The sequence below is a fragment of the Streptomyces sp. NRRL S-920 genome, from assembly GCF_000717945.1.
Classification (GTDB): Bacteria; Actinomycetota; Actinomycetes; order Streptomycetales; family Streptomycetaceae; genus Streptomyces; species Streptomyces alboniger.
In genome coordinates, this window is the sequence record NZ_JODF01000021.1 from 114,568 (window position 1) to 141,548 (window position 26,981).

Annotated in this window: 22 protein-coding genes and 1 riboswitch; of the genes, 4 read left to right on the plus strand and 18 right to left on the minus strand. The window is 71.2% G+C overall.

Going from position 1 to position 26,981, the window contains the following annotated elements:
* Positions 1-16 precede the first annotated feature (16 nt).
* From IG54_RS0117780 to IG54_RS0117795, 4 genes are all read right to left on the minus strand, one after another.
* The gene (locus IG54_RS0117780) at positions 17-949 is read right to left on the minus strand and encodes a sensor histidine kinase (protein ID WP_030784599.1); all 933 of its coding nucleotides are present in this window, start codon (positions 947-949) and stop codon (positions 17-19) included.
* A complete protein-coding gene (locus tag IG54_RS0117785; RefSeq protein WP_234336226.1) occupies positions 946-1,308 on the minus strand; it encodes an STAS domain-containing protein in 363 nt (120 codons plus the stop codon). The genes IG54_RS0117780 and IG54_RS0117785 overlap by 4 nt, the downstream gene beginning before the upstream one ends.
* Before the next feature lie 100 nt (positions 1,309-1,408).
* Positions 1,409-3,886: a SpoIIE family protein phosphatase gene (locus IG54_RS0117790; protein ID WP_030784605.1), complete on the minus strand. Its 2,478-nt coding sequence runs from the start codon at positions 3,884-3,886 to the stop codon at positions 1,409-1,411.
* On the minus strand, positions 3,883-8,196 hold the full coding sequence (locus IG54_RS0117795; protein ID WP_030784608.1) for a HAMP domain-containing protein: 4,314 nt from the start codon (positions 8,194-8,196) through the stop codon (positions 3,883-3,885). Before IG54_RS0117795 ends, IG54_RS0117790 begins: the two co-directional genes overlap by 4 nt.
* 208 nt (positions 8,197-8,404) lie before the next feature.
* Between IG54_RS0117795 and IG54_RS0117800 the strand changes: the two genes are divergently transcribed.
* Complete coding sequence (locus tag IG54_RS0117800; RefSeq protein WP_051819597.1) at positions 8,405-9,577, plus strand: LOG family protein; 1,173 nt, start codon at positions 8,405-8,407, stop codon at positions 9,575-9,577.
* Here the strand turns inward: IG54_RS0117800 and IG54_RS0117805 are convergent.
* Positions 9,544-10,671, minus strand: coding sequence for a glycosyltransferase family 4 protein (locus tag IG54_RS0117805; protein ID WP_030784614.1), 1,128 nt, complete (start codon positions 10,669-10,671; stop codon positions 9,544-9,546). The two genes, IG54_RS0117800 and IG54_RS0117805, sit on opposite strands and share 34 nt — an antisense overlap.
* A 141-nt stretch (positions 10,672-10,812) precedes the next feature.
* Between IG54_RS0117805 and IG54_RS0117810 the strand changes: the two genes are divergently transcribed.
* Positions 10,813-12,009, plus strand: a complete 1,197-nt coding sequence (locus IG54_RS0117810) for a sensor histidine kinase (protein ID WP_030784616.1) — start codon at positions 10,813-10,815, stop codon at positions 12,007-12,009.
* Between the two features lie 58 nt (positions 12,010-12,067).
* Complete coding sequence (locus tag IG54_RS0117815) at positions 12,068-12,742, plus strand: response regulator (RefSeq protein WP_030784619.1); 675 nt, start codon at positions 12,068-12,070, stop codon at positions 12,740-12,742.
* 49 nt (positions 12,743-12,791) lie between these two features.
* On the opposite strand, the gene IG54_RS0117820 is transcribed toward IG54_RS0117815, so the two are convergent.
* The 10 genes from IG54_RS0117820 to rpsB all read right to left on the minus strand — a co-directional run bounded on the left by IG54_RS0117820 (position 12,792) and on the right by rpsB (position 23,551).
* On the minus strand, positions 12,792-13,583 hold the full coding sequence (locus IG54_RS0117820) for a maleylpyruvate isomerase family mycothiol-dependent enzyme (RefSeq protein WP_030784622.1): 792 nt from the start codon (positions 13,581-13,583) through the stop codon (positions 12,792-12,794).
* A gap of 10 nt (positions 13,584-13,593) precedes the next feature.
* Positions 13,594-14,676 carry an ABC transporter ATP-binding protein gene (locus tag IG54_RS0117825; RefSeq protein ID WP_106977031.1) on the minus strand — a complete coding sequence of 361 codons (1,083 nt, stop codon included), beginning with the start codon at positions 14,674-14,676 and terminating at the stop codon, positions 13,594-13,596.
* Positions 14,677-14,690: 14 nt separating this feature from the next.
* Positions 14,691-16,382, minus strand: coding sequence for an ABC transporter permease (locus IG54_RS0117830; protein ID WP_078594213.1), 1,692 nt, complete (start codon positions 16,380-16,382; stop codon positions 14,691-14,693).
* Entirely contained in the window at positions 16,358-17,440 is a 1,083-nt protein-coding gene (locus IG54_RS0117835; RefSeq protein ID WP_030784634.1) for a thiamine ABC transporter substrate-binding protein, read from the minus strand. The genes IG54_RS0117830 and IG54_RS0117835 overlap by 25 nt, the downstream gene beginning before the upstream one ends.
* 76 nt (positions 17,441-17,516) lie before the next feature.
* A riboswitch (TPP riboswitch) is annotated at positions 17,517-17,633 on the minus strand.
* A 56-nt stretch (positions 17,634-17,689) separates the two neighbouring features.
* A complete protein-coding gene (gene rlmN / locus IG54_RS0117840; RefSeq protein WP_030784635.1) occupies positions 17,690-18,796 on the minus strand; it encodes a 23S rRNA (adenine(2503)-C(2))-methyltransferase RlmN in 1,107 nt (368 codons plus the stop codon).
* Positions 18,797-18,932: 136 nt separating this feature from the next.
* Positions 18,933-19,979: a phosphatidate cytidylyltransferase gene (locus tag IG54_RS0117845; RefSeq protein WP_078594214.1), complete on the minus strand. Its 1,047-nt coding sequence runs from the start codon at positions 19,977-19,979 to the stop codon at positions 18,933-18,935.
* Between the two features lie 32 nt (positions 19,980-20,011).
* Complete coding sequence (gene frr, locus IG54_RS0117850) at positions 20,012-20,569, minus strand: ribosome recycling factor (RefSeq protein WP_030784640.1); 558 nt, start codon at positions 20,567-20,569, stop codon at positions 20,012-20,014.
* A 157-nt stretch (positions 20,570-20,726) separates the two neighbouring features.
* The gene (gene pyrH / locus IG54_RS0117855; RefSeq protein ID WP_030784645.1) at positions 20,727-21,488 is read right to left on the minus strand and encodes a UMP kinase; all 762 of its coding nucleotides are present in this window, start codon (positions 21,486-21,488) and stop codon (positions 20,727-20,729) included.
* Between the two features lie 199 nt (positions 21,489-21,687).
* Entirely contained in the window at positions 21,688-22,524 is an 837-nt protein-coding gene (tsf, locus tag IG54_RS0117860; RefSeq protein WP_030784653.1) for a translation elongation factor Ts, read from the minus strand.
* 100 nt (positions 22,525-22,624) lie between these two features.
* On the minus strand, positions 22,625-23,551 hold the full coding sequence (rpsB, locus tag IG54_RS0117865) for a 30S ribosomal protein S2 (protein WP_030784656.1): 927 nt from the start codon (positions 23,549-23,551) through the stop codon (positions 22,625-22,627).
* Positions 23,552-23,895: 344 nt separating this feature from the next.
* Here rpsB and IG54_RS0117870 point away from each other — a divergent pair, with 344 nt between their 5' ends.
* Positions 23,896-24,480, plus strand: coding sequence for a M23 family metallopeptidase (locus tag IG54_RS0117870; protein WP_051819601.1), 585 nt, complete (start codon positions 23,896-23,898; stop codon positions 24,478-24,480).
* A gap of 26 nt (positions 24,481-24,506) precedes the next feature.
* On the opposite strand, the gene IG54_RS0117875 is transcribed toward IG54_RS0117870, so the two are convergent.
* From IG54_RS0117875 to IG54_RS0117885, 3 genes are all read right to left on the minus strand, one after another.
* Positions 24,507-25,064 carry a TetR/AcrR family transcriptional regulator gene (locus tag IG54_RS0117875; RefSeq protein WP_030784663.1) on the minus strand — a complete coding sequence of 186 codons (558 nt, stop codon included), beginning with the start codon at positions 25,062-25,064 and terminating at the stop codon, positions 24,507-24,509.
* Between the two features lie 130 nt (positions 25,065-25,194).
* Positions 25,195-26,037 (minus strand): RNA polymerase sigma factor WhiG, encoded by an 843-nt coding sequence (whiG, locus tag IG54_RS0117880; protein WP_030784668.1) that lies wholly within the window; start codon positions 26,035-26,037, stop codon positions 25,195-25,197.
* A 344-nt stretch (positions 26,038-26,381) separates the two neighbouring features.
* Positions 26,382-26,981: DNA-processing protein DprA (locus IG54_RS0117885; RefSeq protein WP_199809550.1), on the minus strand; the 600-nt coding region annotated here is incomplete at its 5' end.

Below are 26,981 nucleotides of genomic sequence, written 5' to 3' on the forward strand. Positions count from 1 at the left end.
GAGCCCACTCCCAGGGTCAGCAGCGGAAGTAGCCGTGGATGGTCGTGCCCTCGTCCGGGGCGGTGTGGATACGGACGAGGTCGGCGACCACGTGGACCAGCAGCAGCCCCCGCCCCCCGCGCCGGCCCGGGGGCTGCGCGCGGCGGCCGGCGAGCGGGTCGGTGAGGAACCCCGCGTCCCGAACCTCGCAGACGACATGGCCGTCCTGGAGCCAGACCCGCAGCGCGCCGGAGCCCCGCCCGTGCACCACGCTGTTGGTGGTCAGCTCGGCCACCGCGAGGGCGAAGTCGTGCAGGCGCTCCTCGGGCAGGCCCAGCTCGGCCGCGCGACGGGTGGCGAAGTGCCGTACGTCGGGGAGTGTCTGCGCGTCATAGCGCGTCTGCGGCACGTCACCGGGCGCGGTCAGGGGCTGGTTGTAGCGGGAGACGACCGCCTCGGGGGCGTAGGCCGCGCTGGTGCTCTCCGTGCCGCCTTCGATGATCGTGGGGTGCGTGGCGTAGGCGTCGGTGAGGACCGTCTGCTCCAGGCTCACCACGTCGTAGGGACACAAAATCGTTACCGCGCGGCCCTGGAACGCGAGGTTGATCAGCGCCTCGTGCTGTACGCAGGCGGGGTACTCCGTCGGGGTGCGCCCGGCCCAGATCGGCTCGCCGATGATCCGCACGCGCCCGGTGGGGTGGGCGTCGGCGAAGGCGCCGAGCACCCGCGAGATGATCCGGCCCGGATTGCGCCCCACCTGCGTCATGTCGAGGAGCTTCACCTGCGCGGCGCGTGCGCCCAGCTCGCCGCGGATCAGTTCCAGGTTGGGCCCCGGGACCGCCACCGCCACGGCCTCGCCCGCGTCCAGACCCTCTTCGAGGAACGGTACGGTGCCCGCCACGTACTCCCGCTCGCCCCGGTAGAACAGGGCCGGGTGGACGAAGGGTTCGGTCTCGGTCACGGCACTCATGAAGCGGCCACCTCGATTACAGACAGATCGGGCCAGAACAACTCCAGCAGACGGCACAGGGCTGGCGGCGGGCACTCCAGAACGAACCGCTGCCCGCCGGGCAGACCCTGAGCGGTCATGGCCAGGGCCGTGGCGCCCGCCATGTCGATGAACGTCAGTGCCGAAAGCTCGAAGTAGTACGCGCCGTGCTGTCGCTGGGCCACCCGCTCCAAGGCCTGCTCCCACGCCTCGTGCGTGGGCAGGCAGATCTCGCCGGCCACCTCCACGCCGGCTCGGTCCGTCAGGGGGCAGATGCTCAGCCGCGTATTCCGCGGTGTCGCCTCGTCCGCCCGCGCATGCCCCTCATGCGGGTCGTTCACATCGTCCTCCCGCTTCCGTCCAGGACGTCGTCGTCCAGTATCCATGGTCCGGCCTGGACCAGGAGCGGGTGGCACGAAGCTCGGCCCCGTACCGCACGGCTCAGGTGACGCGCACCCCGATGAGGCAGGTGTCGTCGTCGGTGTCGGAGGCGCTGTGCGTCAGGAGTCGGTCGAGCTGCTGCTCCAGGTCCGCGGCCGGGGGTCCCGCCGTGGTCAGCAAGCGGGCCAACGAGTCCTGCACCGATTCGTCACGCCGCTCGACCAGTCCGTCGGTGTACATCAGCAGGGTGTCGCCCGGTTCCAGGCTCAGCTCCCGCTCCTCGTAGTCGGTGTCGGCCAGGGCGCCCAGGAGGATGCCGCCGACCGTGGGCAGGGGCGCCGCCTGCTGCCCGCGCAGCAGCACCGGCGGCAGGTGCCCGGCGCGCGCCCAGCGCAAGGTGTGCCGCTCCGGGTCGTACAGGCCGCAGACGGCGGTGGCCGTGACGTGGGCGGTCAGGTGGTGGGCCACGATGTTGAGCCACGACAGCAGTTGCGCGGGACCGGCCCCGGTGACAGCCAGGCCGCGCATGGCGTTGCGCAGGACGACCATGCTGGTGGCGGCCTCGATGCCGTGTCCGGCCACGTCCCCCACGCACAGCATGATCTGTTTCGAAGGCAGGGTCACGGCGTCGTACCAGTCCCCGCCGACCATGGATTCCGATTCCGCGGGGCGGTACCGCACGGCGATCTGGAGTCCCGGGCTGCTCAGCGGGGCCTGGGCGGGAGGCATGATCGCGTGTTGCAGTTGCAGGGTCAGCCGGTTGCTCTCGGCGGCCTGCTGTTCGGTGTGCGCCAGCTGGTCGCGGGTCGCCGCCAGGGCCACCTCGGTCCAGTGCTGGGAGGAGATGTCCTGGTAGGCGCCGCGCACGGACAGCAGCCTGCCGTCGGCGTCCAGGACGGGTTCGGCGATCACCCGCATATGGCGGGTGACGCCGTCGGGCCGTTCGAGGCGGAAGGCGGCCGAGGACGACCTGCGGTGATGGAGCACGGTGCGCAGGAAGCGGCGGATGGCGGCGGCGTCGTCGGCGTGGGCGTACGAGGTCAGCGCTTCCAGGGGTACGGGCGGCGCGTCGTGCGGACGCCCGTACAGGTCGAACAACTGATCGTTCCAGGTGACTTCGCCCGTGGTGAGGTTCTCCTCGAAGCCGCCGATCCTGCCCAGGCGCTGGGCGTGCTGCAAGAGGTGGGCCAGGCGGGCCGCCTCGTCCTCGATGCGCCAGATGAGCAGTACGCAGCCGCCTTGGCGGCTGATGCTGACATCGGCGACCGCGGCGAGGGAGACCTGACCGACCAGCGCGGTGAGGGTCATCCGGCGGGTGCGGAACGGCTCGCCGGTCGCGTACACCCGCTCGATCTTCTCGAACAGCTCGCTGCCGCCGACGGCCATGGGGTAGGCCTCGAGCAGCAGCGCTCCGTGCACGGCGCTGCGCGGCCGGCCCGCGGGGTCGACGAAGCTGCTGTTGACATGGTGGACACGGAAGTCCGTGAGCTGTCCGTCCGGGCTCATGTACGGCACCAGGACCAGGACGGGGTCGTACAGGCCGTCCGCCAGCTCCACCAGTTCGGAGAGGCCGGGCGTGGCCGCCCAGGTGTCCGCGGGGGGCGGGGCCGGCCGGTCCGGGCGGCTCTCCAGGGTGTGGGCGCACAGCTCCGCGAGCGCGTCGATCTGGCGGAGGATCTGCGGCGGCTGCGGTTCCAGCGGGCTCGGCCAGCAGATCTCCAGGACGCCGTTGACACGGCCGCCGGTGCCCACGGGGAGCGCGATGCGCCCCCCGCGGGGGTGATCCGCCCGGCCGATGGACGGCAGGCCCTCCTCGGACATGTCCGTGATGTGTACGGGCTGCCGCTCCGTCAGCGCCCGGCGGGCCAGCGTGGACACGCCCGGCGGCACGTAACGCCAGCGGTCGGCCTCGCCCGGGCCGAAACCCGCGTCCCCGGCGAGGGCCAGTGACGCGTCGGACCCGGCGCTCCACACGGCGACCGCGCAGGCTCCCAGCGGCGCCAGGGCGTGCGCCAGCAGCGACTGGGCGGCGGCCTGGGTGTCACCGCCGGCCAGGGCGCCGCTCTCCGCCGTACGCAGGCGCGCGCCGACGGAGGGGGCGGTCCGCTCGGCGGGCGGCTCGCCGATGGCCCGGCTGGCGAAACCGCTGGCGACCTCGGCGAGGTGGTCCTGCGCCGACTGGTTGACGATGTCCGCGGCCAGCTCCAGCTGCGAGACGCCCGCTTCCTGGGCCAGTGAGGCCAGTTGCCGCGCGGCCGTGGCGGGGCCGCACCGCAGCCGCTCGATCAGCACGCCCTTGGCGAGTTCGATCAGCGCGCGGCCGTCGGCCGCCGCCTGTGCGGCGCGGATCTCGCCGCGCAGCCGTTCCACCGTCGCGGCCAGCCTGCCCACGCCGGAGGTCTCGGCCTCCGTCCGGGCGCCGGGTACGTGGTGGTCCGGTGAGGGCGCGAGCGCCGGCGCCGACGGCCCGGCCGGGGCGTCGGAGGGCGGCGGCGCCTCGTGGTCGACGGGGTCCTGAAGGGGTTCCGATGTGGTCACTGTGCTGCCGGCTCCTCACTGAGCCAGCGCCCGATGCATGCGATCAGGTCGTCGGCGTCCACAGGCTTGGTGACGTAGTCGCTGGCCCCGGAGGCCAGGCTCTTCTCCCGGTCGCCCGGCATGGCCTTCGCCGTCACGGCGACGATGGGCAGTGTCGCGTAGGCCGGATCCTGTCTGATCTCCGTCGTCGCCGCGTAGCCGTCCATCTCGGGCATCATCACGTCCATCAGGACCAGATCGACCTCGGGGTGCGCGCGCAGCGTCTCGATGCCCTTGCGCCCGTTCTCCGCGTGCAGCACCTCGATGCCGTGCATCTCCAGGATGCCGCTGATGGCGTACAGGTTGCGGGCGTCGTCGTCCACGACCAGCACGACCCGGCCGGCGAGGCTGCCGCCGACCACCTGCGGGAGCTGCTGCTCGCCGGCCTCCTCCCCCCGGACCAGCGGGACCACGTCCCCGGGCTGCTCGGCGGACAGGTGCAGCGCGACGCGTTCGCGCAGCTCGTCCAGGCTGGAGATCAGCTCCAGGGGACGCGTGCGGGAACGCGACTGGAGCTGCTGTTCGTGCGCCGGGTCCAGGCGGCGGCTGTTGTGCGCGAGGACGGGGACCGAGGTCGCGGCGGTGTCGCCGTCCATCGCGTCGAGGAACCGGAGCGCCTCGTCCTTCGGCATGTCGAGTTCGAGGACGACGCAGTGGCAGGCCCCCGCGGCCAGGCTCTCGGCCGCTTCCACCGGGCCGACGGCGGTGATGACCTCGATGTCCTCCTCCGCCGCCTTCGCGGTCAGGTCCCGGCTGCCGGACAGATCGGCGACGGCGCTCTCCGCGACCAGGGAGAGCAGGCCGCGCGACCGCCCCTCCACGACGAGCAGCCGTCGTTTCCGGCGGGGAGCCGGGTCCGGGCGCTCGCCCCGGCCATCGCCCACCGGGCGGGCGGGTGCGGTCCGGGCGACCGGCGCCGCGGTGGCCGTGGTCGCCCATTCGGCGCGGTCCACGGGCAGGTAGAGGGTGAACGTACTGCCCTGCCCCTGCGTGCTCGCGGCGACGACCACGCCGCCCAGGAGGTGGGCGATCTCCCGGCTGATGGACAGACCGAGGCCGGTGCCGCCGTACTTGCGGCTGGTGGTGCCGTCAGCCTGCTGGAACGCGCCGAAGATCGCTTCGAGCTGGTGCTCGGCGATGCCGATGCCGGTGTCCTTCACCCGGAAGGCCAGCATGGCCTCGCCGCGCCGGACGGACGCGGGTACCTCGCTGTCCCCGGCCATCTCGATACGCAGCTCGACGCTGCCGCGTTCGGTGAACTTGACCGCGTTGGACAGCAGGTTGCGCAGGACCTGCCGCAGCCGCGAGTCGTCGGTGTGCAGCTCGGACGGCACGTCGGGCGCGGTGCTGATGGTGAATCCGAGGTGCTTCTGGGTGGTCATGGGCCGGAAGGTCGCCTCGACGTAGTCCAGGAGCTTCCGCATCGCCACCCGCTCGGGGTTGATGTCCATCTTGCCGGCCTCGACCTTGGACAGGTCGAGGATGTCGTTGATCAGCTGGAGCAGGTCGGATCCCGCCGAGTGGATGATGCCCGCGTACTCGACCTGCTTCGCGGTGAGGTTGCGGGTCGGGTTCTGCGCCAGCAGCTGGGCGAGGATGAGCAGGCTGTTCAGCGGGGTGCGCAGCTCATGGCTCATGTTGGCCAGGAACTCCGACTTGTACTTGGAGGTGAGGGACAACTGCTGCGCCCGTGCCTCCAGTTCCTGGCGGGCCTGCTCGATCTCCAGGTTCTTCGTCTCGATGTCGCGGTTCTGGGCCGCCAGCAGGGCCGCCTTCTCCTCCAGTTCGGCGTTGGAGCGCTGGAGTTCGTCCTGCTGGACCTGCAACTCGGCGGAGCGTGCCTGGAGTTCGGCCGTCAGCCGCTGGGACTCGTCGAGGAGTTCGTCGGTGCGCGCGTTGGCGACGATGGTGTTGACGTTCACCCCGAGCGTCTCCATCAGCTGTTCGAGGAAGTCCCGGTGGACCGGGGTGAACTGCTCGAACGACGCCAGCTCGATGACGCCGAGGACCTGGTCCTCGACGAGGATCGGCACCACGACCAGGCTGCCCGGCGCGGCCTGCCCGAGCCCGGACGAGATGATGTAGTCGGCCGGGAGCCGGTCGACGGTGATGGGCCGCCGACTGCGCGCCGCCTGGCCCACCAGGGACTCCCCGAGCCGGAAGCGACCGCCCTCCGCGCGGTCCGCGGGGCGGCCGTAGGACCCGACCAGCGTGAGGTCGGCGGACCCGTCCGCGTCCTCGGCGAGGTAGAAGGCTCCGTACTGCGCGCCCACGAGGGGCGTCAGCTCGTCCATCACCAGCTCCGCGACCACGGCGAGGTCCCGGTGGCCCTGGAGCAGGCCGGAGATGCGCGCGATGTTGGACTTGAGCCAGTCCTGCTCCTGGTTGGCCAGGGTCGTCTCGCGCAGCGACTCGACCATGGCGTTGATGTTGTCCTTGAGTTCGGCGACCTCGCCGGAGGCGTCGACGGTGATGGAGCGGGTCAGGTCGCCCTCGGCCACCGCGCTCGTCACCTCGGCGATGGCGCGTACCTGCCGGGTGAGGTTGCCGGCCAGTTCGTTCACGTTCTCGGTCAGGCGCTTCCAGGTGCCCGACACTCCCTCGACCTCGGCCTGGCCGCCCAGCCTGCCCTCGCTGCCCACTTCGCGCGCCACGCGCGTCACCTCGGCGGCGAACGCCGAGAGCTGGTCGACCATCGTGTTGATGGTCGTCTTCAGCTCCAGGATCTCGCCGCGGGCGTCCACGTCGATCTTCTTCGACAGGTCGCCGTTGGCCACCGCGGTGGTGACCTGGGCGATGTTGCGCACCTGGTTGGTGAGGTTGTTCGCCATCGAGTTGACGTTGTCGGTGAGGTCCTTCCAGGTGCCCGCCACATTGGGGACCCGGGCCTGGCCGCCGAGCTGGCCCTCGGTGCCGACCTCGCGCGCCACGCGCGTGACCTCGTCGGCGAACGCCGAGAGGGTGTCGACCATGGTGTTGATGCCGCCGGCGAGCGCGGCGACCTCGCCCTTCGCCTCGACGGTGATCTTCTGCGAGAGGTCACCGCGCGCCACCGCCGTGGCGACCTGGGCGATGGAGCGCACCTGGCCCGTGAGGTTGGACGCCATCACGTTGACGTTGTCGGTGAGGTCCTTCCAGGTGCCGGAGACCCCGCGGACGGTCGCCTGGCCGCCGAGGTTGCCCTCGGTGCCGACCTCGCGGGCGACGCGGGTGACCTCGTCGGCGAACGCGGAGAGCTGGTCGACCATCGTGTTGATGGTCTCCTTCAACTCCAGGATCTCACCGCGGGCATTGACCTTGATCTTCTGCGACAGGTCGCCCCCGGCCACCGCGGTGGCCACCTGGGCGATCGAACGCACCTGGTCCGTCAGGTTGCCCGCCATGCTGTTGACCGAGTCGGTCAGGTCCCGCCAGGTGCCCGAGACGCCCTTGACGTCGGCCTGGCCTCCCAGGATGCCCTCGGTGCCCACGTCACGCGCCATGCGGGTGACCTCGTCGGCGAAGGACGAGAGCTGGTCGACCATCGTGTTGATGGTCTCCTTCAACTCCAGGATCTCACCGCGGGCGTTGACCTTGATCTTCTGCGACAGGTCGCCCTTGGCCACGGCTGTCGTGACCTGGGCGATGTTGCGGACCTGGTCGGTGAGGTTGCCCGCCATCAGGTTCACCGAATCGGTCAGGTCCCGCCAGACGCCGCCGACGCCGGGCACCTGGGCCTGGCCGCCCAGCCGGCCCTCGCTGCCGACCTCGCGGGCGACACGGGTGACCTCGTCGGCGAACGCGGAGAGCTGGTCGACCATCGTGTTGACGGTCTCCTTCAACTCCAGGATCTCACCACGGGCGTCCACGTCGATCTTCTGCGACAGGTCGCCCTTGGCCACCGCTGTCGCCACCTGGGCGATGTCCCTGACCTGGGTCGTCAGATTACCCGCCATGGCGTTCACGTTGTCGGTGAGGTCCGCCCAGGTCCCGGAGACACCGGGTACGACGGCCTGCCCGCCCAGGGTTCCCTCGGTGCCGACCTCGCGGGCCACGCGGGTCACCTCGGACGTGAACAGCGACAGCTGATCGACCATGCCGTTGAAGACGGACGCGATCTCCCCGATCAGTCCGTCGCCCTCGTCCGGCAGCCTCGTGCCGAAATCGCCGTCCCGTACGGCCGTGAGCCCCGCCAGCAACTGCCGCAGCTCCGGCTCACCCACCCCGCCGCCCTCATGAGAGGACCGCGATCGGGGCACCGAGCGCCCCTTCTCGACCGCCGCCTCAGACATGATCGACCTCGTTTCGCTCAGATACCGCACCCAAGGGCCGCCCCGCGCGGTTCCCGCGCGTCTGGTTGGCGGGGCCGCCGACCGACTTCCACAACCTTCACCGTTTGCCCACGGCTGTACAAAAATACGCAGTAGGTTACCCGGCGCCTGTACCGGGGACGGAATTCCCGCTCGGGGCCGGTGGGGGACGGGCTCTTAGGATGGGCCCATGCAGCCGACTGACGAACCCGTGTCCGACCCGCGTCCGACCGGTGAGGACCGCGAGATCGAGACCCTCGCCGAGTTCGACGAGGTCTGGGGGCGCGGCGCGCTCGCCGGCTGCCGCGTCCAGGCCGTCGACCTGACCGAGCGCAGTTCCGCGCTCCTGACCGCCCATGTCGCGGGCGCCGTCTTCCTCGGCTGCCCCATGCGCGAGGACGCGGCGGCGAAGGTGCGGGCCTCGGGGGCGCTGGTCTTCCCGCCGGTCCCCGGCCTGCCGTTCAACCCCTACCGCGGGCTGCTCTACACCCCCGACGACCTGTTCGCCGGCCTCGCCGACGGCGGGTACGACGTGACGCCGGACGCCCACGCGTACGACTGGTTCCAGCGGACCAAGGCCGACGGCGACGTCTTCTCGTCGATGCTGCGCGCGATACACGACGACTCGATCTCCGACGCCCTGGACGAACTGCTCGCCGGGGCGGGCGTGGTGGGCGTGATGGGTGGCCACGCGATGGCGCGCGGCACCGAGGCGTACGCGGGCGCGGCGCGTCTCGGCCGCGCTCTGGCCCGCGCCGGTTTCACCGTCGCGACGGGAGGAGGTCCGGGCGCGATGGAGGCGGCGAACCTCGGCGCGTACGCCTCCGTCTTCGCCGACGGCATGCTGGACGAGGCCCTGGAACTCCTCGCCAAGGCGCCCTCGTTCGAGCCGTCCGTCACCGAGTGGGCGCGGGCGGCCTTCGCGGTCCGCGAGCGCTGGCCCTCGGGGGGCGCCTCGGTCGGCATCCCCACCTGGTTCTACGGCCACGAGCCGCCGAACGCCTTCGCGTCCCACCTGGCCAAGTACTTCGCCAACGCCACCCGGGAGGACGGCCTGCTGGCCCGCTCGAACGCGGGCGTCGTCTTCCTGCCGGGAGCCGCGGGCACGGTCCAGGAGGTCTTCGACAACGCCACCCCCAACTACTACGAGTCGCGCGGCGAGCCCACCCCGATGGTCCTGGTCGACCGCGCGCACTGGACGGAGCACCTCCCCGTCTGGCCCCTGCTCCAGTCACTGGCCCGCGGCAGGTCCATGGCGTCGCGGATCGCCCTGGTGGACCGGGTCGAGGAGGCCCCCGCGGCGCTCGACGCCCTCCTGTCGGGCCCCGGTCACGTCTCCAGCAGCCCCGCGAGCACCTCGTAGGACCGCCCCCAGTCCCACTCCGCGCGCACCCACGCCCGGCCCTTCTCGCCCATGGCGTGGGCGAGTTCGCGGTCCCGCAGCAGTCGTACGAGGCGGTCGGCGACGGCCGCCGGGGAGCGGCCGTCGACGACATAGCCGCTCTCGCCGTCCCGCACGGCGTCCGGCGCGCCCCCGGAGACGCCCGCCACGACCGGCAGCCCGGCGGCGGCCGCCTCCAGGAAGACGATGCCGAGCCCTTCCACCTCCATGCCGCCCCTGCGCGTGCGGCACGGCATGGCGAAGGCGTCGGCGGCGGCGTAGAACAGCGGCATCTCGGGGTGCGGCCGCCCGCCCGCGAAAACGACGCCGGAAAGGACGCCCCGCTCCTCGGCGAGTTGCCGCAGGCGCGCCTCGTGCGGCCCCGAGCCGACCAGCAGCAGCGTGGCGTCGGCGACCGCCCTGCGCACCATCGGCCATGCCTCGATCAGGGTGTCCTGCCCCTTGCGCGGCACGAGGCGCGCCGCGCACAGGACGACCGGCCTGCCGTCGGCGAGCCCGTACCGCTCCCGCACCCGGCGGCCGTCGAGGCCCGGCCTGAACGCCTCGGCGTCGACGCCGGGCACCAGGCGGGCGAACCGCACCCCGGGGTCCATGGCCCAGCGGACGGGGTCGCGGGTGCTCGGCCCGAGGTAGGTGACGCAGTCGGCGCCCGCGCCGATCCTGCGCAGCAGCGTCCGCGCGCCCGGGGTGCGGGCCCACCACACCTCGTGGCCGTGCGTCGTGGCGACGACCCTGCGCACGCCCGCCTCCCGCCGCAACCGCCCGGCGAGCAGCCCGAGCGGGGCGGCGGCCCCGAACCAGACGCGGTCGCAGCCGTACCGCCGGGCGAGGGCGACCGCCCGCTCCCCCGTGCGCCGCGTCGGCAGCAGGGTGCGGGCCCGGTCGCGTACGACGGGATGGGGGAACGTCCCGTCGTACGTCACGTCGCCCGGCTCCGCCGAGGTGTACACGACGGCCGAGCCGGGCGGGAAGCGCCGGACGAGGGTGTCCACGAAGGTCTCGATGCCGCCTTGGCGGGGCGGGAAGTCATTGGTGACGACGAGGGTGCGAGGCATGCTCCGACGCTAGGAACCCGCGGCGTGCGGCGCGTCGCCCCGGGCTCCGGAAAGCCGGGTCAACCCGTGGCATGACATGCGGCTTCCGCCTCCACCCTGACGCCGACGCCCCCGCCCCGCGCGGCCCGCGACAATCGGGGCATGAGCACGACCACCCTGCGCCGCCGCCTGCGCGCCCTGACGGCCGCCCCCGCCTACCCGTGGGTCACCGGTGCCGCTCTGACCGCGGGCGCGGCCGCCGAACTCGTGGCATTCCACGGCTCGGTGACCAACACGACCGCGATCCTGGTCTCCACGGCCTCCCTGATGTGGCGCCGGACCTTTCCGCCGGTGGCCCTGGTGACCGTGGCGGCGGGGCTGCTGAGCTTCGGCGCCGACACGTCCCTGTCCATCGCCGTGATGGTCAGCGGGCTCGTGGGCTGTTACGTCCTCGCCCGGCATCGCGTGCTGCACCCGGCGCTGCTGGTGGCGGGCGGCGCGCTCGGCGCCCTCGCGGCGAACCTCTGGCACATTCTCAGCTGGGCCCGCGACGACCGGCTGCCCGATGTGCCGCCGCTCGGCAACGCGGGCTCGCTCGGTCTGTTCGCCGAGGCATTCGGCCTGTGCGCGGTGATCCTCGGCGCCGTCAGCATGGGGGACGCGGTACGGGCCCGCGAGGAGACGCGGCGCGAACGGGCGCTGGCCCAGGACCAGTTGATCGCCATGGAGCGCAGACAGGCGGCCGAGGCCGAGCGTGCCGCGATCGCCCGCGAGCTGCACGACATCGTCTCGCACTCGGTGTCGATGATCGCCGTGCAGGCGGAGAGCGCGACGTACACGACGCCGGATCTGACCCCGCGGGCCCGCGAGGGCTTCCAGCAGATCGCGGGGACGGCCCGCGCCTCCATGTCCGAACTGCGCCGCCTCCTCGGCGTCCTGCGCACCCCGCAGCACGAGGAGGCCGCGGCGACCGCCCCGCAGCCCACCCTCGCCCACCTCGACGAGCTGCTCGACCAGCACCGCGCGGTGGGCGGCAGCGTGGATCTGCGGGTCAGCGGGGAGCGGGTGCCGCTGGCCGCGGTGTGGGAGCTGTCGGCGTACCGCATCGTGCAGGAGTCGCTGACGAACGCGCGCAAGCACGCTCCCGGCGCCCGTGCGACCGTCGAGCTGGACTACCGCGAGGACCGGTTGGCGCTCCGCGTGAGCGACGACGGCCCCGGCCCGCCGCCGTCCGGCGGCGGCGCGAGCGGCCACGGCCTCACCGGCATGCGTGAGCGCGCGTCCCTGGTCGGCGGCAGCCTCACCGCGGGCGCGGGCCGCACCGGCGGCTTCCGCGTGGAGGCGGAACTCCCTTGGTGACAGCGGAACTCTCCTGTCCACAGCGGTACTCGACCTCCCGGGAAGGGAAGCATCGGGCGTGATCAGAACTCTCGTGGCCGACGACCAGGCCGTCGTCCGCACCGGATTCGTGAACCTTTTGAACACCCAGGACGACATCCAGGTGGTCGCCGAGGCGGAGGACGGCGCCCAGGCCGTCCGCCTCGCCGCCGAGCACCGCCCGGACCTGGTCCTCCTCGACATTCGTATGCCGCACAAGAACGGCATCGACGCGGCCCGCGAGATCCTCGCCGCGTCCGGCGGCGCGACGAAGGCGCTGATGCTGACGACGTTCGGACTCGACGAGTACGTGTACGACGCGCTGACCGCCGGGGTTTCCGGGTTCCTGCTCAAGGACGCCACGTTCCCCGAGCTGCTGCACGCGGTACGGGTCGTGGCGGCCGGCAACGCGCTGCTGTCGCCCGAGGTCACCAAGCGGCTCGTCGCGGAGTTCACGCGTCAGCGGGCCGCCGCGCCGCCCGCTTTGACGGGCGGCGTCGAAGGGCTGACGGCCCGCGAGGCCGAAGTGCTCGTCCTCATCGCGCAGGGGCTGTCGAACGCGGAGATCGCCGACCGCCTCACGATCAGCGACCACACCGTGAAGACCCACATCAACCGCCTCTTCACGAAGAGGGGGCTGCGCGACCGGGCGCAGGCGGTGATCCTCGCGTACGAGCTGGGGCTCGTGAGGGCGCCCGCGTCAGCTCGGCGTTGAACCCGGGAGTGCGCCCGTCAGCTCGGCGTTGAACGCGGGAGTGCCCCCGTCATCCGAAGGTTGCCCGCTCCAGCCAGAAGTCCAGCAGCTCCCGCTCCCCCATGACCTCCACCCGCCCGGCGTCCAGCGATCGCCGCCGGTAGAAGGCGAGCAGCACCTCGGTGAGCGGGCCGCGCAGCGCGACCGTCGCCTTGGCGTGCCCGCGTCGCCAGGTGAAGCCGTCCTCGCCGAACTCGATGAGCCACTCGGCGTTCAGCCCGGTCGGCGCGTCGGTCGCGTGCAGATGGAGGGAGCGCCCGCCGCCCTTGAGTTCCGACGCGCTGTCCTCGGGGCGGGTGCGCTGCATCAGCCGTACGAGGTCGAGCCATTCGTCGATCGCGTCGGCGGCGACGTCCGGGGCCACCTCGTACGCGACACCGGCGGCGATCGCGGCGTCCGCGCGGTGGATCGCCAGCTCGTGCGTCATGCGGCGGGCCCAGAAACCGGCGGTGTGGTCACCCGCCCACGACCACGCCCGGGCGTCGGCGCCCGCCGCGCGGAACGTCCGCTCGCCGAGCGCCGCGGTGTCGGCGAGCCACCTGTCGAGAGTGGCAGGGTCGTCACTCTCGGGCCCCCGGACGTCCGGGACGTCCTCGTCCGGGATGTTCCGCTCGGCGCGCGTGGCGACCAGCCGCTCGCTCCAGCGCACCGCGCCGCCCATGTGCCGGGCGAGCTGCGACAGCGTCCAGTCGGGGCAGGTCGGCACGGTGACGGAGAGGTCCGCTCCGCGCAGTGTGGCTCTCAAGAGGTCGATCTGCGTGGTGACTTCGGCGCAGTAGCGGTCGTGGCTCAAGGTCGTCATGAGCCGAACGCTAGATCGACTTGGGCTCCTGCCGCACCCGCGTTTCCGGCGCGGCCCCGCCCGCCTCCCCGAGGACGACCACATCCCCCGCGTCGAAGGCGATCCCCACCGTCTCCCCGACCTCGGGCGCCCGGCGCAGCGCGCACGCCGCCTCCAGCCGCGGTCCGTCCTCGGGCTGGAGGTGCACGGCGACATGGGTGCCGCGGAACGTGCGCGCCGTCACCGTGCACGGCAGCCCCTCTTGGGCGGTGACGAGCCGCACCCCGGCGGGCCGCACCAGGACCTCGCACCGCCCCGCGGGAGTACCCGTCGGCACGGGGATCTTGCCCCACACCGTGTCGGCCGCCTCACCGGTGACCGTCGCCCCGACGATGTTGTCGAAGCCGAGGAACCGCGCGACGAACTCGTCCACAGGGCGCTGCCACACCTCAAGCGGCGTGCCGGACTGGGCGATCCGCCCGTCCCGCATCACGACGACCCGGTCGGCGAGCGCGAAGGCCTCGCCCTGGTCGTGCGTGACGGCGAGCACGGTCGTACCCAGCTCGTCGAAGAGTTCCCGCAGTTCGACGACGAGCCGCTCCCGCAGCGAGCGGTCGAGCTGGCCGAGCGGCTCGTCCAGCATCAGCAGCCGGGGCCGGGGCGCGAGGGCCCGGGCGAGCGCCACCCGCTGCTGCTCACCCCCGGAGAGGGAGGCGACCGCGCGCCGCTGCGCCTTCGGCAGCCCGACGAGTTCGAGCAACTCGGCGACCCGGTCGGCCTGTTCGCTCCGCGAGGCGCCATGCATGCGCAGCCCGAAGGCGACATTGCCCGCCACATCGCGCTGCGGGAAGAGCTGGTGGTCCTGGAACATCAGGCCGACGCCCCGCTTGTGCGCGGGCACCCCGCGCTGGTCGCGCCCACCGAGTTCGATCCGCCCCGCGTCGAGCGACTGGAGCCCGGCGACCGCGCGCAGCAGCGTCGACTTGCCGCTGCCGCTCGGCCCGAGCACACAGACGATCTCATGCTCGGCGACCTCCAGGTCCACGGAGTCGAGCACGGCCCGCGCCCCGAAACGGACGGTCGCCTCACGCAGGCGCAGCAAGGCGGCCGGAATTGGCTGCGGGCCCATCAGAACTCTCCCGAGGTGCGGTCGGTACGGATGCGTTCCAAAAGCAGCAGCGACACCGCGCACACCACCATGAGGATCGTCGAGAGGGCCATCGCCTGCCCGTAGTTGAGGTCCCCGGCGCGTCCGAGCAGCCGCGCCACGGCGACCGGCAGGGTCGGGTTGTCGGGCCGCGCGATGAAGACGGTCGCCCCGAACTCGCCGAGCGAGACGGCGAAGGCGAACCCGGCGGCGATCAGCAGCGCCCGCCGCACCATCGGCAGGTCGACCTCCCGCCACGCCCGCAGCGGCGAGGCGCCGAGCACCGCCGCCGCCTCGCGCAGCCGCCCGTCGACAGCGCGCAGGACGGGCAGCATGGTGCGTACGACGAAGGGCACGCCGACCAGCGCCTGGGCGAGCGGCACCAGGATCCAGGAGGCCCGCAGATCGAGCGGCGGCTCGTCCAGCGTGATGAGGAACCCGAAGCCGACGGTCACCGCCGACACCCCGAGCGGCAGCATAAGCAGCGCGTCGAACCCGCGTACGAGATGACCGGCTCTCCGGGTCAGGGCGGCGGCCGCGAGCCCGCCGATGACGACCGCGATGGCCGTCGCCACGATCGCGTAGTGCAGGGAATTCCAGACCGCCTCGATCGGCGGTACGAGGAAGGCGCCGCCCTCCGCCGAGGTCAGCTCTCTGAAGTACAGGAGGCCGAAGCCGTCCGGACCGTCGAAGGAACGCTGGATCAGCACCCCGAGCGGCAGCAGGATCAGCAGCACGACCGTGGCCATGACCAGTCCGAGCAGCGACCACTGCCCCGCCCCGTGCGGGCGGCGTGCCACGGCCGAGGCGTCGACCAGCTTCAGCGCGCTCTCGCGCCGCCGCACCGTCCACGCGTGGACCGCCAGGATCAGGCCGACCGCCGCGAACTGCACGACCGTCAGCACGGCGGCCGTCGGCAGGTCGAGGAGCTGAGCGGTCTGCCGGTAGATCTCCACTTCGAGCGTCGAGTACGCGGGCCCGCCCAGGATCTGCACGACACCGAAGGAGGTGAAGGTGAAGAGGAAGACCATGAGCGCGGCGGCCGCCACGGCCGGCCCGAGCGCGGGCAGCGTCACGGTCCGCCACGCCGTCCAGCGCGAGGCGCCGAGCATCCGCGCGGCCTCCTCCTGCCGCGGGTCGAGCTGCGACCAGAGCCCGCCGACCGTGCGGACGACCACCGCGTAGTTGAAGAACACGTGCGCGAGCAGGATCGCCCACACGGTGGTGTCCAGGCGCACGCCCCACAGCTCGTCGACGAGCCCTCCCCGCCCGATCAGCGCGAGGAAGGCCGTGCCGACGACGACCGTCGGCAGCACGAACGGCACGGTCACGACGGCCCTCAGCACCTGCTTGCCGGGGAAGTCGAAGCGCGCGAAGACATACGCGCCGGGGAGCGCGATCAGCAGCGTGAGCGCGGTCGAGGCGAGCGCCTGCCAGGTCGTGAACCACAGGACATGGCGGATGTCGGACTGCCCGAGCACCTCCGCGACCCGCCCGAACCGCCAGACCCCGCCGATGTGCAGGCCGCGCGCGACGATCGCCGAGACCGGGTAGGCGAAGAAGACCGCGAAGAACGCGACGGGCAGGGCCATCAGACCGAGCCGCGCCGCGCTTCCGCGACCGAAGCCCGCGCGGGAGCGGGACTTCGTCACTTCCGTACGAGCGAGGTCCACGACTTGATCCACGGCTCGCGGTTGTCGGCGATCTTCTTCGGGGCCATGGTCTGGGGCGCGGCGACCCTCACCCCGTGCTTCGTGAACAGCTCGGGCAGCTCGACGCCCTCGCGCACCGGGTTCACGAACATGTTCAGCGGCATGTCCTGCTGGAACTTCGCGCTCGCGAGGAAGTCGAGGAGCGCCTTGCCGCCCTCGGGGTTCCTGGCGTTGCTCAGCAGACCCGCGTACTCGACCTGGCGGAAGCACGTGCCGGTCGCGACGCCGGTCGGCGCCTGCTTCGGCTGCGGCTTGCCGTAGAGCACCTCGACCGGCGGGGAGGAGGCGTAGGAGACGACGAGCGGCCGGTCGCCCTTGGCCTTCTTGCCGCCCGCGGAGCCGGAGAACTCCTCGTTGTAGGCCTGCTCCCAGCCGTCGACGACCTTCACGCCGTTGGCGTCGAGCTTCTTCCAGTAGCTCTCCCAGCCCTTGTCGCCGTACTTCGCGGCGGTGCCGAGCAGGAAGCCGAGTCCGGGCGACGAGGTCGCGGCGTTCTCGGTGACCAGCAGGTTCTTGTACTGCGGCTTGAGGAGGTCGTCGAAGGACTTCGGCGGCGCCAGCTTCTTGTCGGCGAAGTACTTCTTGTCGTAGTTCACGCAGATGTCGCCGCTGTCCACGGGCGTCACCCGGTGCTTGCCCCCGTCGACGCGGAACTCGGGCTTGATCCTGTCCGAGCCCTTGGCCTCGTACGACTGGAAGAGCCCGTGGTCGAGCGCGCGGGAGAGCAGCGTGTTGTCGACGCCGAAGAAGACGTCGCCCTGCGGGTTGTACTTCGAGAGGACCGCCTTGTTCACGGCGGCGCCCGCGTCACCGTCCTTGAGGACGGTGACCTTGTACCCCGAGCGCTTCTCGAAGTCCTTCAGTACGTCCTTGGAGACGTTGAAGGAGTCGTGGCTGATCAGCGTGACGCTCTTGGAGCCGTCCTTCGTGGAATCGCTGTCGGAGCCGCCGCACGCCGAGACGGCGACGAGCCCGATGCCCACCGCGACGGCGGTGAACGTGACCTTCTTGGTGCTCACTGGAATGTCCTCCTGGGAGACCAGGAAGAGACGCGGCCCTGCCCGCCGGCGAAAGCCCGCGAGCAGGGCGCAACAGCTTGAGTCGTGCCCGAACTTCCTACCCAGAATGACCTGGGCGAGGTTCAGAGGGTCTGCGGCCCACCTGTCCAAGGTGCCGCACTCTCAGCGCTGTGGCGCTCCCCTGTCGGAATATGCAGATGTGTGTACGAGCAGTACGCGATCGCATGTACGAGGCGCACGACCGCCAGACTACCTCTCGGCGGCCGCGAGCTGACCGCACGCCCCGTCGATCTCCTGGCCCCGGGTGTCCCGGATGGTCACCGGCACCCCGTGGGCGGCGATGGCCTCCACGAACGCCTTCTCGTCCTCGGGCCGCGAGGCCGTCCACTTCGATCCCGGCGTCGGGTTCAGCGGAATGAGGTTCACGTGCACCGGCTTGCCCTTGAGCAGCCGGCCGAGGCGGTCACCGCGCCACGCGTGGTCGTTGATGTCGCGGATCAGCGCGTACTCGATGGAGAGGCGGCGCCCGGACTTGGCCGCGTACTCCCAGCCGGCGTCAAGCACCTCCCGCACCTTCCACTTGGTGTTGACCGGCACGAGGGTGTCGCGCAGGTCGTCGTCCGGGGCGTGCAGCGAGATCGCGAGGCGGCACTTGAAGCCCTCGTCGGAGAACCGGTGGATGGCGGGCACGAGCCCGACCGTCGACACCGTGATCCCGCGCTGCGAGAGCCCGAGGCCGTCCGGCTCCGGGTCGGTGAGACGGCGGATGGCGCCGGTCACGCGGTTGTAGTTGGCCAGCGGCTCGCCCATGCCCATGAAGACGATGTTGGACAGACGCGCGGGCCCGCCGGGGATCTCGCCGTCCCTGAGCGCCCGCATGCCGTCGACGATCTGGTGCACGATCTCGGCCGTCGACAGGTTCCGGTCGAGGCCGGCCTGGCCCGTGGCGCAGAACGGGCAGTTCATGCCGCAGCCCGCCTGGGAGCTGATGCACATGGTGACCCGGTCGGGGTAGCGCATGAGCACCGACTCGACGAGCGTGCCGTCGAAGAGCCGCCACAGCGTCTTGCGCGTGGTGTCGTCGTCGCAGCTGATGTGCCGCACCACGGACATCAGGTCGGGCAGCAGCGCTTCCCGGAGCTTGTCGCGCGCACCGGCGGGGATGTCGGTCCACTCCGCCGGGTCGTGGGCGTAGCGCGCGAAGTAGTGCTGCGAGAGCTGCTTGGCGCGGAACGGCTTCTCGCCGGTGGCGGCGACGGCTTCCTTGCGCTCGGCGGGCGTGAGGTCGGCGAGATGCCGCGGGGGCTTCTTGGCTCCGCGGGGCGCGACGAAGGTGAGTTCTCCGGGTACAGGCATGGTCCTTCCAGTGTCGCAGACATACGCCAAGGGGCCCGCCGCCCTGTGGACAACGAGCCCCTTACGCACATACGCGCAGGTCAGAAGGTTAAGCAAGGACCATACGGACGGCCGTGCGGTCGGGCCGTGCGGTCGGTCAGGCGGACCCGACGAAGACCACGAGCAGAAGCCAGACCACCGGCGCCGTCGGCAGCAGGGAGTCGAGCCGGTCCATGATGCCGCCGTGGCCCGGCAGCAGCGTACCCATGTCCTTGATGCCGAGGTCCCGCTTGATCATCGACTCGCCGAGGTCACCGAGCGTGGCGCTCGCCGCGACCGCGAGACCGATCAGCAGGCCCTGCCACCACGTGCCGCCGTCGATCAGGAACTCCATGCACAGCGCGCCCGCGGCCATCGCGAACGTGACCGCGCCGAGCAGGCCCTCGCGGGTCTTGCCGGGGCTGATGCGCGGCGCCAGCTTGTGCTTGCCGAAGCGCCAGCCGATCGCGTACGCCCCGGTGTCGCTGACCACGGTCAGCAGCAGGAACGTGAGCACCCGCCACGGTCCGTCGTCCGCGGTGAGCATCAGCGCCACGAACGTCGCGAGGAAGGGGACGTAGAAGGCCGCGAAGACGCCTGCCGTGACGTCCTTCAGGTAGCCCTCGGGAGGCTCGGTCATACGCCAGACCAGGACCGCGAGCGCGGTGAGCGCCATCGCCACCCACGCGCCCTCGGCCCCCCGGACGTACCCGGCGACGACCATCGCCGTGCCGCCCACCGCGAGCGGCACCAGCGGGGCCTTGATGTCCTTGCGCTCGTCGAGCCGGGAGGTCAGCTCCCAGAGGCCGACCACGACGGCGACCGCTATGACGCCGATGAAGGCGGCCTTGACGATGAAGAGCGACGCGATGATGACCGCGCCGAGTCCCACACCGACTCCTATGGCCGCGCCGAGATCACGACCCGCGCTCTTCTTCTGCGGAGGGCGCGGCGCTGCCGGGGCGGGCTGTGGTGCGCTGGGCATGGGCTCCTGCGGGGGCGCGGGGGTGTCGGGCACGATGGGCATCGGCTGCGTCTCGGGCGGAAGCAGCGCGTCCTGCGCATCGTACGCGGGACCTGCCGGGGGCGCCCCCTGACCAGATCCCTGGTCGGGAGGCCCCCAGTACCCGGCTCTGGGCGGCGCCCCCCAGGAAGAGTCGTTCACGGATCGGATTCCTGATTCCTAGGACTCGAGCCTCAGACTTCGAGCAGCTCGGCTTCCTTGTGCTTGAGCAGCTCGTCCACCTGGGTGACGTACTTCGCCGTGGTGTCGTCCAGCTCCTTCTCGGCGCGGCGGCCCTCGTCCTCACCGATGTCGCCGTCCTTGACGGCCTTGTCGATGGCTTCCTTGGCCTTGCGGCGGATGGAGCGGATCGAGATCTTGGAGTCCTCGGCCTTGGTCTTGGCGACCTTGATGTACTCCTTGCGGCGGTCCTGCGTCAGCTCGGGGAACGTCACCCGGATGATGTTCCCGTCGTTGCTCGGGTTGACGCCGAGGTCGGAGTCGCGGATCGCCTGTTCGATGTTGCGCAGCGCGCTCTTGTCGAACGGGGTCACCACGGCCATCCGCGGCTCGGGCACCGAGAACGAGGCCAGCTGGTTGATCGGCGTCAGTGCACCGTAGTAGTCCGCCACGATCTTGTTGAACATCGCCGGGTGCGCACGGCCGGTGCGGATCGCGGCGAAGTCCTCCTTGGCGACCACGACGGCCTTCTCCATCTTCTCCTCGGCCTCGAGGAGGGTCTCTTCGATCACCACTTGCTCCTGCGTGTCTTGAGTAGGCCCGGCTAGCACAGGGCGGCCGGCTGCGTCGCGTGTCTTTCCTGCACGGTGTCCGACCGGCAGGGCTTTGTCCATCCCTCTCAAGTGACGTCTCGCGTCCGTCTCTTGAGAGCGGCCCAGGTCCTCGGGGTCAGGCCCGGCTTCCCTGGTCGCCCACGAGAGTGCCGATCTTCTCACCCTTGACGGCCCGGGCGATATTGCCTTCGGAGAGCAGCTCGAAGACGAGGATGGGCAGCTTGTTGTCCCGGCACAGCGTGATGGCGGTCATGTCGGCGACCTTGAGGTCGCGCGTGATGACCTCGCCGTAGCCGAGGGCGTCGAACTTCACCGCGTCGGGGTTGGTCTTCGGGTCGGAGTCATAGACGCCGTCCACGCCGTTCTTGCCCATGAGCAGCGCCTCGGCGTCGATCTCCAGGGCGCGCTGCGCGGCGGTGGTGTCGGTGGAGAAGTACGGCATGCCCATACCGGCGCCGAAGATGACCACGCGGCCCTTCTCCAGGTGGCGCACGGCGCGCAGCGGGATGTACGGCTCCGCGACCTGCCCCATGGTGATGGCGGTCTGGACGCGGCAGTCGATGCCCTCCTTCTCCAGGAAGTCCTGGAGGGCCAGGCAGTTCATGACCGTGCCGAGCATGCCCATGTAGTCCGAGCGGGCCCGGTCCATGCCGCGCTGCTGGAGTTCGGCACCGCGGAAGAAGTTGCCGCCGCCGATGACGACGGCGATCTGGGCGCCGTCGCGGACCACGGCCGCGATCTCGCGCGCGATGGCGTGCACCACGTCGGGGTCGACCCCGAGGCCGCCCCCGCCGGCGAACGCCTCGCCGGAGAGCTTCAGCAGGAAGCGTCCGGCAACTTTGCCGTCGTCACTCTTCGAGTCGGCCTTGGTGGTCATGGTGTTCTCGCTTCTCTTACTTGACACACATACGAAGAAGGCCACTGCCGGTGGGGTGTTGTTCGCATCCCATGCTCGGCAGTGGCCTCCTCGTCAGATCCTGCGGTCGTACGTCGCGCGGGGGCTCCCTGTCGGGGGCTCCCCACGCGGGCGACCGCTGTCGACCCTAGCGGGGTCTACCGTCGATCGCGGTACGGACTCAGATGCCGACCTTGATGCGCGAGAAGCGCTTCAGGGTGACACCGGCCTCGGCGAGAACCTTCTCGACCGACTTCTTGTTGTCCAGCGCGTACGGCTGGCCGAGGAGGGTGGCCTCCTTGAAGAAGCCGTTGACGCGACCCTCGACGATCTTCGGGAGGGCGGCCTCGGGCTTGCCCTCGGCGCGGGTGGTCTCCTCGGCGACGCGACGCTCGGTCTCGACGACCTCGGCCGGGACGTCCTCGCGGGAGAGGTACTTCGGCGCGAAGGCGGCGATGTGCTGCGCGATGCCCTTGGCGACCTCGGCGTCGGCCTTGTCCAGCTCGACCAGGACACCGATCTGCGGGGGCAGGTCGGGCATGGTGCGGTGCATGTACGCGGAGACGTAGGCGCCGGAGAACTGCGCGAAGCGGTCCAGGACGATCTTCTCGCCGAGGTTGGCGTTGGCCTCGTCGACGTACGCCTGGACGGTCTTGCCGGCCTCGATCTCGGAGGCGAGCAGCGCCTCGATGTCGGCCGGGGAGGTCTTGGCGATGTGGGCGGCGAGGTTGTTCGCCACGGCCTGGAACTTCTCACCCTTGGCGACGAAGTCCGTCTCGCACTTCAGCTCGACGATGACACCGGAGGTGTTGTCGTCGGCGATGAGGGAGACCACGGCGCCGTTCTCGGCGGAGCGGCCCTCGCGCTTGGCGACGCCCTTCTGGCCCTTGATGCGGAGCGCCTCGACGGCCTTGTCGACGCTGCCCTCGGCCTCGTCGAGCGCCTTCTTGCAGTCCATCATGCCGGCGCCCGTGAGCTCACGGAGCTTCTTGACGTCAGCGGCGGTGTAGTTCGCCATGATCGAAATTCTCTCTCGAAGTCTGAAAGATCTACGGAGGTCTACGGGTGAACGGCGGGGGCCGATCGGGCCCCCGCCGTCAACTACCGAACCTGTGAGGTCAGGCCTGCTCGGCGTCCGCGGCGGCGGCGGGCGCCTCGGCCTGCTCGGCGTCGGCGGCCTTCTCCGTCTCGGCGGACTTCTGGACCTCTGCCTCGGCCTCGGCGTCGGCGGCCTTCGGCTCCTCGGCCTTCGGCTCGTCGGCCTTCTTGTCGCCCTCGAGCAGGTCGCGCTCCCACTCGGCGAGCGGCTCGCCGGCGGCCTTCTCGCCCGGCTTCGAGTCACCGGTGGCGACGCCGGAACGGGCGATGAGGCCCTCGGCGACAGCGTCGGCGATCACGCGGGTGAGCAGCGTGACGGAGCGGATCGCGTCGTCGTTGCCGGGGATCTTGTAGTCGACCTCGTCGGGGTCGCAGTTGGTGTCGAGGATGGCGACGACCGGGATGTTGAGCTTCCGGGCCTCACCGACCGCGATGTGCTCCTTCTTGGTGTCCACGATCCAGACGGCGCTGGGCACCTTGGACATCTCGCGGATACCACCGAGGGTCTTCTCCAGCTTGGCCTTCTCGCGCGAGAGCACGAGAAGCTCCTTCTTGGTGAGACCGGAGGCGGCGACGTCCTCGAAGTCGATCTGCTCCAGCTCCTTGAGGCGCTGGAGACGCTTGTAGACGGTCGAGAAGTTGGTGAGCATGCCGCCCAGCCAGCGCTGGTTCACGTAGGGCATGCCGACGCGGGTCGCCTGCTCGGCGATGGCCTCCTGCGCCTGCTTCTTCGTGCCGACGAACATGACCGTGCCGCCGTGGGCGACGGTCTCCTTGACGAACTCGTAGGCGCGGTCGATGTACGACAGCGACTGGAGCAGGTCGATGATGTAGATGCCGTTGCGCTCGGTGAAGATGAAGCGCTTCATCTTCGGGTTCCAGCGACGGGTCTGGTGACCGAAGTGGACGCCGCTTTCCAGCAGCTCCCGCATCGTGACGACGGCCATGGCCGTTCTCCTTGAGATTCTCGGTTGTGCCGCGTGTGCCGGACGGCACTCGCGCCTGACGCCCGCTGTGCGCCTTGCCACTAGAGACCTAGGGACCGAGGGGCGCTGACACCGGCCTGTGAGGGCCAGATGTCGGGGCGTGCGAAGTCGACCCGGTGACCCGGATCGCCACAAGAAGTGTACGGGACCCGCGGGGCGCCGGATGACGCCGCTACCCGTGACCTGGTGACGGAGCCGCTCGCCCCACCACCCCTGAGAGTGACGGCGTTGTCCACAACCGGCCGGTACTCCACGGATCCGGACCATGATCCCCACGGGACGCCGGGGTGCGGGACGGTTCTGCCATGCGCCTGGAAATGCTCCTGACGACGCTGGCCGCACTGCTGGCGACCGCCCTGAACCCACCCCCGAGCCCGGCTCCACCCCCGCCCCCGACCCCCGTGGCCACGACCTGGCCGGTGGGCGCCCGTGCGGGTGAGCGCCCCGCGGTCGTACGCGCCTGGGATCCGCCCTCGACCGCGTACGGCGCGGGCCACCGGGGCGTGGACCTGTCGGCGCCGCCGGGCAGCCCGGTGCTGGCGGTGGCGCCGGGCCGGGTCTCCTTCGCGGGCCGGGTGGCGGGCAGAGGCGTGGTCTCGGTGGAGCTGGACGGGAGCGGGGACCCCCCGCTGCGCACGACGTACGAGCCGGTGCGGGCCACGCTCAAGAAGGGCACCCGGGTCTCCGCGGGCGAGCAGGTGGGCACCCTGGAAGCTCCGACGGGCCACTGCCCCGAGGCCCCCGGTATCCCCGATGACCCCGAGGCCTGTCTCCACTGGGGCCTGCGCAGAGCCGGGACCTATCTGGACCCCCTGACCCTGCTGCCACCGTGGCTACTGCGCCCCGGCCCGTCCCGCCTGCTCCCACTGACCGCCCCACCGACGCCATGAGCGGCACCCCAAAAGCCCCTCGGACCTCAGCCGCGCACCCCGCGCAGAGCCATCGAGACCGCGGCCTCCGTGATGGCGGCGGGATCCTCCGCGGCCCCCAGCTCGATCCGCCGCACCGCCGCGTCCACGATCCCCTGGAGCAGCATCGCCGCCATCCGGGGCTGCTCGTGCCCCAGCGCCTCGAGCGCCTCGACGATCATCGCGATGAGCCCGCCGTGCGCCGCCCGGATCTTCTCTCTGGCCCCCGCGTCCAGCTCACTGGCGGAGATGGCGACCACGGCGCGGTGACGCCGGTCCCCCACCAGGGCCAGCTGCCGCCGCACGTACGCCTCGACCTGGCCCTCGGGCGACCGCGCCCCCCGCATCGCCGCCGCGACCTCCGCGGCCCAGACGGGAAAGTCGACCTCGCACAGCTCTTCGACCACGGCGGCCCGCGACCGGAAGTACTCATACACGGACGACCGGGCGAGCCCGGTGCGCTCGGCGAGGGCGGGGAAGGTCAACGCCTCCGTGCCGCCTTCGGACAACAGGGACCGCGCGGCGTCCAGCAGGGCCCCGCGCTGCATCGACCGGTGCTCGGCCACAGAGGCCGCTCGAATCCTTGGCACGGCTCCACTTTACGGACGGGACGCCCCGCACGGGAGTCACTGCCGGGCGCATATGCGTGCGCATATGCATCGGGCAGGGACGATTCAGCTGGCCGGACGCGCGGCGTCAGCGGCCAAAACTGGCCAGCTTCGCCCGCAGCTGCAACACCGACTTCGTGTGGATCTGACTCACCCGGCTCTCGGTCACACCGAGTACGTTGCCGATCTCGGCGAGCGTGAGTCCCTCGTAGTAGTAGAGCGTCACGACGGTCTTCTCACGCTCGGGCAGCGTGTTGATCGCCCGCGCGAGCAGCCTGCGCAGCTCCCGGTCCTCGGCAACCTCCACGGGGTTGTCCGCCGCGTGGTCCTCCAGCGTGTCCATGAGGCTCAGCCGGTCACCGCCGTCACCGCCGACGTGCAGCAACTCTTCGAGCGCCACCACGTTCGCCAGGGACAACTGGCTGAAAACGGCGTGCAGTTCCTCCAGCGCGATCCCCATCTCGGCGGCGACCTCGCCCTCCGAGGGAGTACGCCGCAGCTGCGCCTCCAGGGTGGTGTAGGCGCGCTCGACGTTGCGCGCCTTCTGCCGCACGGAGCGCGGGATCCAGTCGAGCGCCCGCAGCTCGTCGATCATCGCCCCGCGAATGCGCGTGATGGCATAGGTCTCGAACTTGATCTCCCGCTCGATGTCGAACTTCTCGATCGCGTCGATCAGCCCGAACACCCCGGACGAGACGAAGTCCGCCTGCTCCACATTGGGCGGCAGCCCCACACTCACCCGGCCCGCGACGTACTTCACCAGGGGTGAGTAGTGCAGGATCAGCTGCTCCCGCAGCCGTCCGTCGCCCGTCGCCTTGTACGACCGCCACAACTCGTCCAGCGACGAGGGGGCGGGAGGCCGCTCCCGCTCGCCGCTACGGGTGGCGGGGGGAACCGCCGCCCGGTCGGACCCTGAGGTGTGCTGGGTCATGCGTCGCCTTGAGCCGTTCTGCCGTGAATTGGTGAGGTCGTGTGGGTCGGTGAGGTCGCGCGATGCGGCGATTTCGCGGGTGCCGCTCGCGTCCATGCGGTGGGGGGTGTGCGTGAAGTGAATGAGGTTGTCCGTCTGGTTGCCTGTCCGCGTCGGAATCCTTGTGAGCGTAGCGTGACTGAAGCGTCGCAGTGTGCGAAGACTAGGGGGTCGCGCGTGCGCAGATACGTTCCGCTGGGCCTCCCGCGGAGTCGGGATCGTCGCACTGCGTGACGACGCCGCCGTATCAACTGCGCGATTTCCCAAGGCTGTCGGGCGTCATCCGTCCGGCGCAACACGCTCGGTCACGATTCACCTCCAGCGGCGAAGACCGCCCGGTACGCCTGGCGTGTCAACTGCCAGCCATCGCCGTGTCGTTCGACGAACCCCAACGACTGAAGTTCGTACAGGCGCCCTACCGCGTCGTCCTCGGTCGTCCCCGCGCCGACGGCGATGTCCCGCGCCGTCGCCCGCGTCCGTGCGGGCAGCGCGGCCAGGACCCGGGCCGCCCCCGGGGCGAGCAGGTCACGCGGCACGACGGGCCCCCGCCGCTCGGGGGCCAGCTCACCCATGTCACCGACCAGCTCGACCACTTCCGCGGCGTCGGTCACCAGGACGCCGTCGCCCCGCAGCAGTTCGTGCACACCCGCGGAGAGGCCGCTGGTCGCGGGCCCCGGCACCCCCATGGCGAAGCGGCCCAGCTCCTGGGCGCAGCGGGCGGTGGCCAGAGCCCCGCTGCGGTAGGCGGCCTCCACCACCACCGTCCCTCGGGTCAGCGCGGCGATCACCCTGTTCCGCAGGATGAACCTTCTCTGCACTTCACTCGATTGGGAGTCGGTGTTGATCATTCGTTCTCCTCGGAGCGAGGTGTGGGCAGGGGGAGGTCGATGACGGGCCTTTGAAGG

Bases quoted from the DNA above. Each gene is read 5' to 3' on its own strand.
- IG54_RS0117780 (WP_030784599.1), bottom strand. From the start codon at position 949: ATGAGTGCCGTGACCGAGACCGAACCCTTCGTCCACCCGGCCCTGTTC.
- IG54_RS0117795 (WP_030784608.1), bottom strand. From the start codon at position 8,196: ATGTCTGAGGCGGCGGTCGAGAAGGGGCGCTCGGTGCCCCGATCGCGG.
- IG54_RS0117800 (WP_051819597.1), top strand. From the start codon at position 8,405: ATGCAGCCGACTGACGAACCCGTGTCCGACCCGCGTCCGACCGGTGAG.
- IG54_RS0117805 (WP_030784614.1), bottom strand. From the start codon at position 10,671: ATGCCTCGCACCCTCGTCGTCACCAATGACTTCCCGCCCCGCCAAGGC.
- IG54_RS0117810 (WP_030784616.1), top strand. From the start codon at position 10,813: ATGAGCACGACCACCCTGCGCCGCCGCCTGCGCGCCCTGACGGCCGCC.
- IG54_RS0117820 (WP_030784622.1), bottom strand. From the start codon at position 13,583: ATGACGACCTTGAGCCACGACCGCTACTGCGCCGAAGTCACCACGCAG.
- rlmN (WP_030784635.1), bottom strand. From the start codon at position 18,796: ATGCCTGTACCCGGAGAACTCACCTTCGTCGCGCCCCGCGGAGCCAAG.
- pyrH (WP_030784645.1), bottom strand. From the start codon at position 21,488: ATGACCACCAAGGCCGACTCGAAGAGTGACGACGGCAAAGTTGCCGGA.
- tsf (WP_030784653.1), bottom strand. From the start codon at position 22,524: ATGGCGAACTACACCGCCGCTGACGTCAAGAAGCTCCGTGAGCTCACG.
- rpsB (WP_030784656.1), bottom strand. From the start codon at position 23,551: ATGGCCGTCGTCACGATGCGGGAGCTGCTGGAAAGCGGCGTCCACTTC.
- IG54_RS0117870 (WP_051819601.1), top strand. From the start codon at position 23,896: ATGCGCCTGGAAATGCTCCTGACGACGCTGGCCGCACTGCTGGCGACC.
- whiG (WP_030784668.1), bottom strand. From the start codon at position 26,037: ATGACCCAGCACACCTCAGGGTCCGACCGGGCGGCGGTTCCCCCCGCC.